A 13,577-nucleotide genomic window follows, 5' to 3' on the forward strand; every position below is an offset into this window, starting at 1 on the left:
GCAAGATTTATGCATGAACTCGAACTGAAGATACTGGACCAGCGTCTCGGACATGAATTCCCCCTGCCCGCTTATGCCACACCCGGCTCGGCCGGTATGGACCTGCGCGCGATGCTGGAAGAACCCATGCTGTTGGCACCCGGTGAAACCAAGCTGATTCCGACCGGAATCGCCATTCATATTGGTGATCCCAAGCTTGCTGCAGTGATACTGCCGCGCTCCGGGCTTGGTCACAAGCACGGTATCGTTCTTGGCAACCTGGTTGGCCTGATTGATTCCGACTACCAGGGTGAGCTGTTTGTCTCCTGCTGGAACCGTGGCAGTGAGGAGTTCCGTATAGAGATTGGTGAGCGGCTTGCGCAACTGGTGGTACTGCCAGTGGTACAGGCGCAATTCACAATTGTTGACGAGTTTGACGAGAGTCACCGCGGCGAAGGCGGCTTTGGTCATTCCGGGCGTCACTGAGGGGTTTTAGCGATGGGACTGACAGCTGACGAAGCAAAAAATGTCGCACATGTATTGACGGAAGCTCTGCCCTATATTCAGCGCTTTCGTGGAAAGACCGTGGTGATCAAGTACGGCGGCAATGCCATGGTCGACGAGGATCTGAAAAGAGGCTTTGCACGTGACGTGGTGCTAATGAAAACGGTTGGTATTAATCCGGTCGTCGTTCATGGTGGTGGTCCGCAGATTGGCAGTTTGCTCGAGAGACTCGGCAAGGAGAGCGAGTTTGTCCAGGGTATGCGTGTCACAGATGCCGAGACCATGGACGTGGTCGAGATGGTACTTGGTGGTCTGGTTAACAAGGAGATCGTCAATCTCATTAACCGTCATGGTGGATCAGCCGTTGGTCTCACCGGTAAAGATGGCGACCTGATTCATGCAAAGCGCCTGCAAATGCGTAGTAACGCACCTGAACTTGATGTGCCCGAGATTATCGATATCGGTCATGTCGGTGAGGTCGAGAGTATCGATGCCTCGGTCGTTGATATGCTTGTGCATGGAAATTTTATCCCGGTTATCGCGCCTATCGGTGTTGGCAAGGACGGTCTTAGCTACAACATTAACGCTGACCTGGTGGCTGGCAAGATGGCAGAAGTGCTGGAAGCCGAGAAACTGATCCTGCTGACCAATATCGAAGGACTGCTCGACCAGCAGGGAAAGTTGCTCACAGGGCTGGATACGAAACGGGTCGGCGACCTGATTGCCGATGGCACCATCCATGGCGGCATGCTGCCGAAAATCGGCTGTGCCCTTGACGCAGTCAAGTCAGGTGTTGCCAGTGCACATATTATCGACGGGCGCGTGCCCCACGCGGTTATGGTTGAGCTCTTCACGGATCAGGGAATCGGAACCCTGATCATGGGGTCCTGAGATGCCACGGCCCTCGCGCAAGCAGGCGATCCTTGAAAGTCTCGCCCATGAACTGGCGGCACAATCAGGCAACCGGATTACGACGGCATCACTGGCTGCCTCGGCCGGGGTGTCTGAAGCAGCGCTCTATCGCCATTTCGCCAGTAAGGCAAAAATCTTCGAAGCGCTAATCGAGTTTGCCGAAGAGAGTGTCTTTTCACGTATCAACAAGGTTCTAGCTGATAGCCAGGAGACGGTGGCACGCTGCTATGGCATCTGTTACCTGCTGCTCGCGTTTGCAGATCGTAATCCCGGAATCACCCGCTTGCTGCTGGGCGATGCTTTAACAGGAGAAAACGAGCGTCTGCACAAGCGCGTCGAGCAATTTTTCAATCGCCTTGAAACCCAGTTACGCCAGGTGTTGCGCGAGGCTGCTATGCGTAATGAACGTGAGGCCAGCGTTGATCCTGAGGTTGCTGCCCGTTTTATTGTTGACTGGAGTGAGGGTCGTCTGCACCACTATCGCCGCTCTATTTTCACTACCTCACCGATGGATGGGCTGGAGCAGTCGTGGGCGCTTGTCGTCAAGGCAGTTTTTTAGAGAACCTTTAACAGAGATTCTTTGGTATCAATACGCCCCGGTGACAAAAGGCCTGAATTGTTTGCTGATACCTTTTGAGCGCTGGCTAATACACTCCCCTTCATAGCTGGTCTGCCGTCTCTCGCCGGACGGATTGATATCACCGCAATCGAGATCCAGCAGAATCTCACCGGATCCATTCGCTCCCCTTGGCTCGAACGCTGCACTCAGACTGATGTCTTCGCTCTGAATAGGCATTTGGGTTGACAGCAGCGTCTCCGATTCGAGCAGCAGCGGCATATCCGAGTTCTCGGTGATGTATTGCTTTGTATGTTTCCACCAGCGTGTGCAGGTTTCACTATCGGGGCACTTGAGATGGACATTGTGGCAAGTCAGGAAGGGCACATCCGAGTCAAGCGAATTCTCCATCAGAGCCGTTGCGCCGGGACCAAAACTTTGAATGTGTCGGTAACGCAGCAGCAGGTCATTGTATTTTTCCTCAATCCCCTCGCGTTCATTGTCATAGCGGAAGAGTGATGCATAGTTCCTGTGGAGCAGTTTTTTCAGATCAGAAACCTGCTTGTCGGTCAGGGAAGACATGTGCAGCAGGTGAAGCCTGGTGCGGTGGATGTTGCCATTAATAACCAGCTCGGCGGCGCTGACGATGGCGATATTTTCATCCCTTGCTTCCAGTATATCTCGCTCATGGCGATAGGCCGCAAGCAGGGATTTGTCCGCTGCAACCTGGCGCTTATGCCGTTGCTCCTCGATTTTGCGTGCGTGTTCATCATCGACTATTGCCTGTACTTCGTTTTTTGACTTAGGCGGTGTGATTGTCCTGACACGAATGCCCTGTTTATTGAGTACATCTGTGCCCTTGAGGGCGACTTCCGGGGGCATCGAATCCGAATAGTGGACTTTACCGTTCGCGTCAACCCAACGGTACAGGCCTGCATGCAGCTGGCTCGCTATAGCAAGCGAAAGCACTGTAATTAACGTTAGAATGGCAAAACGAAACGTGATCACCAGGAGCATCCTGCGTGAAGTTCAATAGACATAAGGTAAAGGGTATCCCAACAATGTGGTCTGTGAATAGTCAAAAACCAAGATTATTTTCCAATACTTCGGTCGATTATATCAGCAAGCTCACGCCCGTGAACCTGATTTGCGGGGCCGTCAAGAGTGATTGAAAACCTCGCGCTGTTCCTGATCTCCTATGTGGCTAATCTCTTTTCTGCCTTCTCCGGTGGTGGTGCCGGCCTGGTGCAATTGCCAGCATTGCTTTTCCTCGGACTGCCTTTCGGGGTCGCACTGGCAACACACAAGGTCGCTTCTGTTGCACTCGGCATAGGGGCAACGCTCAGGCACCTGAGGTCAAGTTCGCTGGAACGTGATTTCATGCTCTTTATTCTTGCAACAGGTCTCCCGGGGGTTGTGTTGGGAGCGAGCCTGATCCTCTCCGTTAAGGATCGTCATGCTGAAATTGCCCTCGGTATTCTGACGCTCGGGCTAGGGCTCTATTCGATCTGGCGTAAACAGCTTGGTCAGGAGCACTTGCCGGTACACCGAAATCGGTCAGGCTATCTCCTGGGTGGTACGGGGCTATTTTTTATCGGTATACTTAACGGCTCTTTGACCTCTGGAACCGGGCTTTTTGTCACCATCTGGCTGATCCGCTGGTTCGGGCTGGATTACCAGCGCGCCGTTGCCTATACGCTGATTCTTGTCGGGCTTTTCTGGAATGGCGCGGGTGCGCTGACGCTGGGCCTGTTGGGCGACATAAAATGGGAATGGTTACCTGTCTTGATCGTCGGTTCGCTGCTCGGCGGCTATTCAGGAGCGCATCTCTCGATTACCAAGGGAAATCGCTGGATTAAACGGGGTTTTGAGGCCGTCACAATCGTGCTTGGCATCAAGTTGATTTTCGGTTGACGGACGCGTGAATTGCCTGTAGGAATGTGAGTTCTTCACACCATGGCAATGGATGCTGACTTGTGCGATGCAAAATCAGCAAATCATTTATTAGAATCCATTGAAATTCTGTAAAATATTGATTTTATTAAATATATGTACTGGCGCATCTTTATTGTGCAAAATATTTGATTGGCAAAAAAATGAGTAAAATCAGTCAACTCAGGTTATCAATCCACAGAGTTATCCACAGGCTGTGTGTAATTGACAGCAGTCCGAAAAGAGGCATGCGTGTAAGATTGTCGTAATGAGAAAAAGAATCGTCCGTGTCGCAGTGCAAGCCCCCCTTCCAGGGCTGTTCGATTACCTGTTTCCGGCACATATGACGGCCGAACCGGGCTGTCGTGTACTGGTGCCATTCGGACGCGGCAAACGAGTCGGAATTGTATGGGAATTTGCCGAGCAAAAGGATGATCTTCCCTACAAACTGAAACCTGTTGAGCAGGTCATCGATGACACCGCACTACTTGATGTACCACTGCGCAAGCTTCTGGAGTGGAGTTCAAACTACTATCACCATCCAATTGGCGATGTGGTAGCGACAGCTTTGCCGGTCAACCTGCGCCAGGAGCGTTCGGTAAGAGCGCACCGACAGCGTTACTGGGCCTTGACTCCGGAGTGTCCGGACGTCAACGAACTTAATGCGCGGGCTTTACGCCAGATAATTGTGATTCAGAAACTGAAAGAGGCGGGAAGTGCCGTAGCAGAGGCGCAACTGCGTGAACTTGGTGCTGATATCGGTGGCGTACTGAAACGGCTTGCACAAAAAGGGTGGATTGAAGAGAGTGCCCATTTTGATTCAGCAAGCAATGAAAACAGGCAATCGAAACAGGCACTCAAGCTCAACGATGAGCAGCACGATGCCGTCACTGCGATGGTTGAGGCTGACGGGAAATTTGCTCCCATCCTGCTACAGGGAGTGACGGGTTCCGGCAAAACCGAGGTCTATATTCAGGCGGCACAAGCCGTCATCGGGCAGGGCAAACAGGTGCTGGTATTGGTGCCGGAGATCGGTTTGACCCCACAGCTGTTGAGGCGTTTTCAGGCCGGTATCGAATCAGTGGTCGTCAGCATGCACTCCGGTATGGGTGACAGCGAGCGCGAACGTGCATGGAATGCAGCGCGCAGCGGGGATGCACGCCTGCTGGTTGGTACGCGATCAGCCGTTTTTGTACCGCTGCCTGAACTCGGACTGATCATTATCGACGAGGAGCATGATCTCTCTTACAAGCAGCAAGAGGGCTTTCGCTATGCTGCACGTGATGTTGCCGTGATGCGTGCAAAGCAGTTGGAGATTCCGGTTGTGCTGGGCTCGGCAACACCCTCACTTGAAACCATATACAACGCATTGCAGGGACGTTATCAGCATTTGCGACTGACCCAACGCGCGGGTGGGGCAGTGCCACCGACCCTGCAAGCGGTCGATATTCGAAGTGAGCATCTGCACGGTGGTCTGTCAGCAACGCTGATCAAGGCGATACGCAAGCGCCTGCAGGCAGGAGAGCAGGTGATACTGTTTCTCAACCGACGTGGTTATGCGCCGCAGCTGACCTGTAACCAGTGCGGCTGGATTGCCGAGTGCGAACATTGTGATGCACGCATGACTTTCCATGCATCAGCGCACAGGCTCTGGTGTCACCACTGTGGATATCAAAAGCCACAGCCGAAGGTTTGCCCGGCCTGTGAAAGTGAGGAGATTGTCTACCTGGGGCAGGGTACGGAACGCTTGGAAGAGACTCTCGGTGAGCTGTTTGCGGAAACGCCTGTGGTGCGCCTTGACCGTGATACCACCCGTCGCAAGGGCAGTCTTGAAGCGCACCTGGAGAAAATGCACAAGGGGGAGTCGGGCATCCTCGTCGGTACCCAGATGGTAGCGAAGGGGCATGACTTCCCCAATGTCACCCTGGTTGGCATTCTCAATCTCGATGCGGGTCTGTTGTCACCAGATTTTCGTTCACCGGAAAAGACGGCACAGCTGATGCTGCAGGTGGCTGGCAGGGCAGGGCGAGGTGAAAAATCGGGGCACGTGATCATCCAGACGCGCAATCCAGACCACCCCCTGTTGCAAGAGTTGTTGCGTGGGGATTACGACAGTTTTGCGAAAGCTGAACTCAAGGAGCGCCATGAGGTGCAGTTTCCTCCCTACAGCTACCAACTGCTTCTGCGCGCTGAGAGTAGTTCGGCAGAAAAAACCGACAATTTTCTCGAGTATGCTGCTGATACGGCGAGGGAGTTGCTGAATAATGTCGAAATCTGGGGGCCTGTTCCAGCGCCGATGGAGCGTAAGGCTGGCCATTTTCGCGGCCACCTGCTATTGCAGGCTACAGAGCGTGCGACTTTGCATGCGCATATTGATAGCTGGTCTCAGCGGCTGAGGAAACTCAAAACAGCACGTTCGGTACGTTGGAGTATTGATATCGATCCGCAGGAGCAGTTGTAAAACCTGCCACATGCAACAACGAGGAATCGGTAATGGAAGTCTTGGTTAATGTTGGTGGTGTCTACTGTATCGCGCTGGTTGTTTTTCATTTGCTGTTCTGGCGCATCTTCAAGTGGCCTGAGGAGCTGCCACGGTTATCCAGCCTGAACCAGGCAATCATGCAGGTTCTCAATCTGAGCCTGACCTTTGTTTTCGTCATATTTGCATACCTTTCAATTTTTCATGCAGACGAACTGTTACACACAGGGCTGGGGCGATCGATACTGGGCCTAATTTCGATATTCTGGTTGTTACGCGCAACTCAACAAGTGGTTTTCTTCAGGCTGAAGCACTGGATCTCGTGGGCATTTCTTGTCTGGTTCATCATTGGTGCGCTGATTTACGGCGTTCCGCTTTTTTTGGCCTGAGTGACTTCTGAATATTGGGGATAGCGTGGGGATATCGGAGACAGACCACGTTTTTTACTGTGATTATCGCCCGGCACCAACAGTCATTATCTCCTGACCTTTGCCTGTTTCGTTCACGCGCCAGCGGAGCCGTGTTTATCCCACGGAGGAGAGCGAAAGGGTGTTTGAGCGATCAGCGATCGCGAGTTCCTTTCGCGTCCGTGGGGTGGACACAAAAGGCATAGCGTGAAGGGATGGGGAGACGGGTATTGTACTTGTTACGCCAGAAGCCAAGGGGAGAAAAACGTAGTTAGTTCAGCCCCAGGTTGACTGGATGCCGGCCCAGGGCCGGTATGACGCGGTATTGGGTGTTCCAGGCAGTCACTTTTCCAGCAGGCGCGGCATCAGCTCCACCATGTTGCATGGGCGTGTGCGGTAGTCTAACTGGTGCGAGATAAGCTTGTTCCAGCCATCCTTGCAGGCACCGGTCGAGCCGGGCAGGCAGAAGGTGTAGGTGGCATTGGAAACTCCGGCAATGGCACGAGACTGCATGGTTGAGGGGCCAATCAGATCATATGAAAGTACGCGGAACATTTCACCAAAGCCATCGATGATTTTGTCGAGCAAGGGTGTGACTGCCTCGGGCGTGCTGTCCCGGCCTGTGACACCGGTACCACCGGTGGTGATGACGACGTTGACCTCGTCGTTCGCTATCCATTGTGAAACCACGGCACGGATCTGGTAGATATCATCCGGAGTGATGGCCTTTTCATAGACATTGTGACCGGCCTCTTCGGCCAGTTTTCTCAGTGTATTACCAGATTTGTCATCCGCCTCGGTACGCGTGTCGGAAACGGTGAGGATGCAGATGTTGAGTGGTATGAAGTCGCGCTCGCTGGACATGAATCGATTTCCTGATGTGTCTGTTTGCCTCATTGTACCCAAGCAAGTCGTGAATTCACGCTTTTTCAGGTTTATACAGGATGATCTTTCCGTTATCCTTCACAACCAATTCCCAAGAACTTGTGCTTAACAGCCTTTTACGTGCCCACTTCATGAAAGCCGCGATTCAGAAAATCATCTCCACCGCCGTCGACACCCTGGTATCAGAGGGCATTTTTGACGCCTCTGTCAGCATCGAGCCAAATATTGAGCGTACGCGTGACTCTAGCCACGGCGACTTTGCCACCAATGCGGCCATGGTTCTGTGCAAGCAGGCAAAGATGAACCCGCGCGCACTGGCTGAAAAGCTGGTTGCAGCCCTGCCGCAGGATGATGTCATCGATCGTGTCGAGATCGCAGGCCCCGGTTTTATCAACTTTTTTGTCTCAAGTTCGGCGGCTTACCAGCATGTACCAGTGATTCTGGAGCAGGGGCACCAGTACGGTCGCTCAACAGTCGGTGCCGGCAAGCGTGTGCAGGTAGAGTTTGTTTCGGCCAATCCGACCGGCCCCTTGCATGTCGGGCATGGTCGTGGAGCAGCCTATGGCGCAACCGTTGCCGATCTTCTGCAGGCAGCCGGATTCGACGTGCATCGTGAATACTATGTTAATGACGCCGGACGCCAGATGGATATCCTCGCCACCTCGGTGTGGTTACGCTACCTTGATCTTGCTGGCGAGACGATTGTGTTTCCTTCCAATGGATACAAGGGTGACTACGTGTGGGATATCGCAGCAACCCTGCACCGCGAGTTTGCAGATACCTATCGTCACGCAGCTGATGTTGTCTTTGCCGACATTCCGGCTGATGAGCCGGATGGCGGTGACAAGGAGCTACATATCGATGCGCTGATCGCACGCGCCAAGCAGCTGCTCGGCGAAACCGGTTATCGCCACGTGTTTGATCTGGGCCTGAATACGATTCTTGACGATATCCGTGAGGACCTCGAGCTCTTCGGCGTGACTTTCCAGAACTGGTATTCAGAGCGCTCACTGGTCGATTCGAAAGCGGTCGTGCGCGCCCTCGAAGCCTTGCAGAATGCTGGATATCTGTATGAGAAGGGCGGGGCACAGTGGTTTCGTTCCACCGATTTCGGAGATGAAAAAGACCGTGTGGTTGTGCGCGACAATGGCCAAACGACCTATTTTGCATCTGACATCGCCTACCATATGGAAAAATTCGAGCGTGGCTTCGAGCAGGTGTTTGATGTCTGGGGTGCTGATCATCACGGTTATGTTCCGCGTGTCAGGGCAGCAATGCAGGCACTCGGTGCCGAACCATCAAACCTCGAAGTGCTATTGGTGCAGTTCGCTATTCTCTACCGCGGCGGTGAGAAGGTCCAGATGTCGACGCGTTCGGGTGAGTTTGTCACCCTGCGCCAGTTGCGTAAGGAAGTCGGGGCGGATGCGGCACGTTTTTTCTACGTTATGCGCAAGTCGGAGCAGCATCTCGACTTTGATCTTGATCTTGCCAAGTCACAGTCATCTGATAATCCGGTCTACTATGTGCAGTACGCACATGCGCGCATCTGCTCGGTACTGCGCCAGGCAGGCGAAAAGGGTATTGATGTCACAACATCAGAAGGTGACGAGCACCTCGACCTGTTGACTGAGCAGCATGAAGAGGAGTTGCTGACACAGCTGGCACGTTATCCGGAAGTTCTCGAGGCTGCGGCCCTCCACCATGAGCCACACCAGCTGTGCCACTACCTGCGCGAGCTGGCAAACGGTCTGCACACCTATTACAACGCACACCAGTTCCTGATCGACGATGAAAATTTGCGCGATGCGCGTATCAAGCTGATCCAGGCAACGCGCCAGGTGCTTGAGAACGGTTTAAAATTGCTGGGCGTTTCTGCGCCTCAGAGCATGTAAGCGGACACTTATGCCACACGACTATAAAAAACGCCCGGCAGCACGCAAGAAGAGAGCGCCCGCACGCAGGAAAAGTGATCATTCACTGCCGTGCTGGGCCTGGTTTATCAGTGGCATTGTGCTGTCAGCAGCCGTTGTGTTTATCATTGCCAAGGTACAACCACAGTGGCTCACCACCGCAGGGGTCGTGGCTCAGAAGCCAACCCTGCCAGTTCAACCGCCAAGGCCCGTACCGCAGCAGCCGAAAGGTCCGAGCTACAGCTTTTACACGGTATTGCCGGAGATGGAAGTTGCTGTTCCGCCCGAGGCACTGAAGCCGACAGCAGAAAAATCAACCCAAAAAAGCGGTCTCTATCAACTGCAGTTGGCCTCCTATCGCAACAGGCCTGACGCGGCAAAAATGGAGGCGAGCCTGGCCCTGATAGGTATCTCGGCACGCATCGAGAAAGTAGCGATCAACGACAAAACCTATTACCGTGTACGCAGTGGTCCCTATCCGCGTGAACAGGCATACGGACTGCACATGCGCTTGCGGGATCACGGCGTTGAAAGCCTGATTCTCAAGGTAAGAAAAAACGAGGGTTAGCTGACAACTGTCATCAAACTGTCATGATCAGATGGTTTAATTCGCGATTAACCGAATTGGAATAGTGCCAACATGACCAGAATATTAATCGTTGAAGATGAGCCGTCTGTGCGTGAAATGACCTGCTTCACACTGAAACAGTCTGGTTATGAATGCCTTGAGGCAGAGACAGCCGAAGAGGCTCGAGAAATTCTCACAACCGGTGAGCCTGCCCTGATCCTGATGGACTGGATGCTGCCGGGGGTTAGTGGTGTTGAGTTGACTCGTGAACTCAAGGAGAGTCCTGTAACCCGGATGATCCCGATCATTATGTTGACAGCGCGCGGAGAAGAGGATGACAAGGTACGCGGCCTCGAAAGCGGTGCAGATGATTACATCACCAAGCCCTTTTCACCACGCGAGCTGACGGCACGCATCAAGGCCTTGTTACGTCGAACATTGCCGCATGTAACCGATGACATCGTTAAAAACGGTACTCTGCAGCTCGATCCTGCATCACACCGGGTGCATTGTGAGGATGATCCAATCGACCTGGGCCCGACCGAATTCAGATTGTTGCACTACTTCATGACACACCCGGAAAAGGTTTATAGCAGGGGCAAGCTGCTCGACAACGTGTGGGGCACCAACGTCTATGTCGAGGAGCGAACTGTCGATGTCCACATTCGCCGTTTGCGCAAGGCGCTTGAACCCTATGGCGCAGATGAGATGATCCAGACGGTCCGCGGAGCAGGCTACCGCTTCTCCGGGAGCAAGGCCAAGTCGTGAGTATCGGCCGCTCATGGTGGCATGAGATACTGCTGCTCGCAGCATTCGTTGTCGTTGCCGTCATACTGGGTATCGTCAGCGGTTACCCGAGCGGAGCATTTCTGCTTGCCGGCGCTATATATATAGGCTGGCACCTGCTACAGATGCTGCGCTACCACGCCTGGATGCGGGACAGTGAGAATTATTCAATGCCCATTTCTCTTGGCGTGTGGAAAGCGGCAATCGATGGTGCCGTCGAACTGCGCCAGAGTGAACGCCGGAGAGAAAAGCAGCTGCTACAGATGCTCGAGAGCTTCCAGGCATCAACCAACGCCCTGCCTGACGCCACCCTTGTGGTTGATGAGAGTGGAACCATCGAGTGGATCAACCAGGCGGCAACCCGCTTGCTCGGTATCAGTCGGCATGATGTCAGTCGTGTGAAGGTCTCCAGTATATTCGCTTCATCAAGATTCGATTCCTATCTGAAAAACAACAATTACCGCACGCCAATCAAGCTGACATCGCCGGTCGATAATGGTGTGTTACTAGAGCTGCGGGTTGCTCCTTTTGATGAAAACAAGCTGCTGTTGCAGCTGCGCGATATCTCCCGCCTTGAGCAGCTTGAAACCGTACGCCAGGACTTTGTCGCCAATGTCTCGCACGAGATGCGTACTCCGTTGACAGTGATTCGCGGTTATCTCGAAAGCATGCGTGATGCAGGCGAATCGATGGACGAATGGCAGCCTGTGATCGAACAGCTGGACAGGCAGTCTGCACGCCTGCAGCAGATTGTCGAAGACCTGCTGCTTCTGTCACGGGTTGAACAGGGTGAGGCAACGGGAATTGAAGAGATTGTCGATGTTCCCGGTCTGCTCGAGGCGCTGCAGACTGAAGCGCGCCTGCTGAGTGGCGAACGTGCCCACAGAATTTCACATCAGGCTGATGAAAAACTGCTGTTGAAGGGGCACGCGAGCGAGTTGCGCAGCCTCTTTTCAAACCTGGTTTTCAATGCAATCGCCTACACACCGCCACGTGGTGTGATTGAAATCAGGTGGTTCATGGAGGGCGACTCTGCCGTATTCAGCGTTCTGGATACGGGAATCGGCATCGAGCAGCAACATATTCCACGTCTCACCGAGCGTTTCTACCGGGTTGATGAGGGGCGCTCGCGTAAGAGTGGTGGTACCGGTCTTGGGCTTGCTATCGTCAAACATGTTCTCAATCGCCACGATGGCAGATTGGAGATTGAAAGCCATTACGGCTCCGGGTCGACCTTTGTGTGCCGCTTTCCACCATCCCGTGTGGCCAAATCCGGGAGTCTTGAGGCTGCAGAAGTAAGCAGTCCGGCAGGGCGGATTTTGTAACAAAAAGTTCATATTTCTCCAACAGATTTGTAACAAAATGCTTTCATACTTGCGAACGTCAATTTATGACCCTCATTTCTGGAGAATTTAATGAAAAAGCAGATTGCACTGATTGCAGCTCTGGCGTTCGCAAGCACTGCGGCACAAGCGGCATCTCGTGACTATATTGAGATCGTTGGCTCTTCTACCGTCTATCCTTTCGCAACAGTTGTTGCTGAGACTTTCGGCAAGACCAGTGGTTTCAAAACCCCGAAAATCGAATCCACCGGTTCCGGCGGCGGCCTCAAGCTGTTCTGTGCAGGCGTTGGCGTTGATACACCTGATATCACCAATGCATCACGTCGCATCAAGAGCAGCGAAGTTGAGAAGTGTGCTGCAAACGGCGTGGCCGATGTCACCGAAGTCAAGATCGGTTACGACGGTATCGTTATGGCTAACGCCAAGGGCGCAGCTGATTTCGCACTGACCCGTAAAGACATCTACATGGCGCTGGCTGCCATGGTTCCAGGTGCGGACGGCAAGCTGGTTGCCAACCCTAACAAGACCTGGAAAGACGTTAACAGCAGTCTGCCAAGTGCACCGATCAAGGTCATCGGTCCACCACCTTCATCAGGTACCCGTGACGCGTTCGAAGAGCTTGCTCTCGGCGGTGGTGCAAAAAAAGTAGAAGCACTTGCAGCCCTGCGTGGCGAAAAGGATGTTGAAACCGTTAAGAAAATGATGGCTGACCTCGGTATCGACATGGCGATCTTTGATGCAGTCATGAAGAAGAAAGGCAAGGTCAAGGGTAAGGACATCTTCAAGAAGGTTGCACACCACATTCGTGAAGATGGCGCATACATCGAAGCGGGTGAGAATGATAACCTGATCGTCCAGAAGTTGGAAAATGACAAGGGCGCACTTGGTGTGTTCGGTTACAGCTTCCTCGAGCAGAACAGCGACAAGGTCAAGGGCGCGACTGTTGATGGCGTTGCACCTGAGTTCGAAATGATCTCTGACGGTTCATATCCTGTTTCACGTGCACTTTTCTTCTATGTCAAAAAGGCGCACGTAGGCAAGATTCCCGGCATGGCAGAGTTCCTGGCAGAATTCACTGCTGACAAGGCCTGGGGCGATGAAGGCTACCTGGCTGACAAGGGCATGATCCCGATGCCTGCTGAAGAACGTGCAAAGTACGCTGCTGATGCAAAAGAGCTGAATAACCTCATGCTCAAGTAAGCAGGTTGCCATGTGCATTGTTTGCACATGATAATGAGGAGGTGGTGCCGGGTCGGCACCGCCTTTTCTCGCCTTAAGGGCCTTGTACGGGTTCTTCTGGAAATGCAATCATATAA

The 13,577-nt window shown here is 53.2% G+C and carries 13 protein-coding genes; 11 read left to right on the forward strand and 2 right to left on the reverse strand.

Annotated features, from left to right (window positions below):
- Positions 1-9: 9 nt before the first annotated feature.
- Genes dut through slmA form a run of 3 tightly spaced genes read left to right on the forward strand, consistent with a single transcriptional unit; the run spans position 10 to position 1,954 of the window.
- On the forward strand, positions 10-465 hold the full coding sequence (gene dut / locus BOW06_RS09890) for a dUTP diphosphatase (RefSeq protein WP_043116198.1): 456 nt from the start codon (positions 10-12) through the stop codon (positions 463-465).
- Positions 466-477: 12 nt separating this feature from the next.
- Complete coding sequence (argB, locus tag BOW06_RS09895) at positions 478-1,374, forward strand: acetylglutamate kinase (protein ID WP_043116197.1); 897 nt, start codon at positions 478-480, stop codon at positions 1,372-1,374.
- A gap of 1 nt (position 1,375) precedes the next feature.
- Positions 1,376-1,954 (forward strand): nucleoid occlusion factor SlmA, encoded by a 579-nt coding sequence (gene slmA, locus BOW06_RS09900; protein ID WP_043116195.1) that lies wholly within the window; start codon positions 1,376-1,378, stop codon positions 1,952-1,954.
- 27 nt (positions 1,955-1,981) lie between these two features.
- Here slmA and BOW06_RS09905 read toward each other — a convergent pair whose 3' ends face one another.
- Positions 1,982-2,959 (reverse strand): DUF4124 domain-containing protein, encoded by a 978-nt coding sequence (locus BOW06_RS09905; protein WP_179115111.1) that lies wholly within the window; start codon positions 2,957-2,959, stop codon positions 1,982-1,984.
- 159 nt (positions 2,960-3,118) lie between these two features.
- On the opposite strand from BOW06_RS09905, the gene BOW06_RS09910 reads away from it, so the two are divergent.
- The 3 genes from BOW06_RS09910 (at position 3,119) to BOW06_RS09920 (ending at position 6,751) form a co-directional block, all read left to right on the forward strand.
- Positions 3,119-3,865 (forward strand): sulfite exporter TauE/SafE family protein, encoded by a 747-nt coding sequence (locus BOW06_RS09910; RefSeq protein WP_043116731.1) that lies wholly within the window; start codon positions 3,119-3,121, stop codon positions 3,863-3,865.
- A 286-nt stretch (positions 3,866-4,151) separates the two neighbouring features.
- Complete coding sequence (locus BOW06_RS09915) at positions 4,152-6,344, forward strand: primosomal protein N' (RefSeq protein ID WP_043116191.1); 2,193 nt, start codon at positions 4,152-4,154, stop codon at positions 6,342-6,344.
- Between the two features lie 32 nt (positions 6,345-6,376).
- Complete coding sequence (locus BOW06_RS09920; RefSeq protein WP_043116190.1) at positions 6,377-6,751, forward strand: hypothetical protein; 375 nt, start codon at positions 6,377-6,379, stop codon at positions 6,749-6,751.
- Positions 6,752-7,111: 360 nt separating this feature from the next.
- Here BOW06_RS09920 and moaB read toward each other — a convergent pair whose 3' ends face one another.
- Positions 7,112-7,633 carry a molybdenum cofactor biosynthesis protein B gene (gene moaB / locus BOW06_RS09925; RefSeq protein ID WP_078452668.1) on the reverse strand — a complete coding sequence of 174 codons (522 nt, stop codon included), beginning with the start codon at positions 7,631-7,633 and terminating at the stop codon, positions 7,112-7,114.
- A 152-nt stretch (positions 7,634-7,785) separates the two neighbouring features.
- On the opposite strand from moaB, the gene argS reads away from it, so the two are divergent.
- The 5 genes from argS to BOW06_RS09950 all read left to right on the forward strand — a co-directional run bounded on the left by argS (position 7,786) and on the right by BOW06_RS09950 (position 13,461).
- A complete protein-coding gene (gene argS, locus BOW06_RS09930; protein ID WP_043116730.1) occupies positions 7,786-9,546 on the forward strand; it encodes an arginine--tRNA ligase in 1,761 nt (586 codons plus the stop codon).
- Positions 9,547-9,556: 10 nt separating this feature from the next.
- Entirely contained in the window at positions 9,557-10,132 is a 576-nt protein-coding gene (locus tag BOW06_RS09935) for an SPOR domain-containing protein (RefSeq protein ID WP_078454657.1), read from the forward strand.
- Positions 10,133-10,204: 72 nt separating this feature from the next.
- The gene (phoB, locus tag BOW06_RS09940) at positions 10,205-10,900 is read left to right on the forward strand and encodes a phosphate regulon transcriptional regulator PhoB (protein WP_043116186.1); all 696 of its coding nucleotides are present in this window, start codon (positions 10,205-10,207) and stop codon (positions 10,898-10,900) included.
- A complete protein-coding gene (gene phoR, locus BOW06_RS09945; RefSeq protein WP_052132043.1) occupies positions 10,897-12,243 on the forward strand; it encodes a phosphate regulon sensor histidine kinase PhoR in 1,347 nt (448 codons plus the stop codon). The genes phoB and phoR overlap by 4 nt, the downstream gene beginning before the upstream one ends.
- Before the next feature lie 90 nt (positions 12,244-12,333).
- Positions 12,334-13,461 (forward strand): substrate-binding domain-containing protein, encoded by a 1,128-nt coding sequence (locus BOW06_RS09950; RefSeq protein WP_043116185.1) that lies wholly within the window; start codon positions 12,334-12,336, stop codon positions 13,459-13,461.
- Positions 13,462-13,577 lie beyond the last annotated feature (116 nt).

The organism is Solemya velum gill symbiont (genome assembly GCF_002020255.1).
Lineage (GTDB): Bacteria > Pseudomonadota > Gammaproteobacteria > Chromatiales > Chromatiaceae.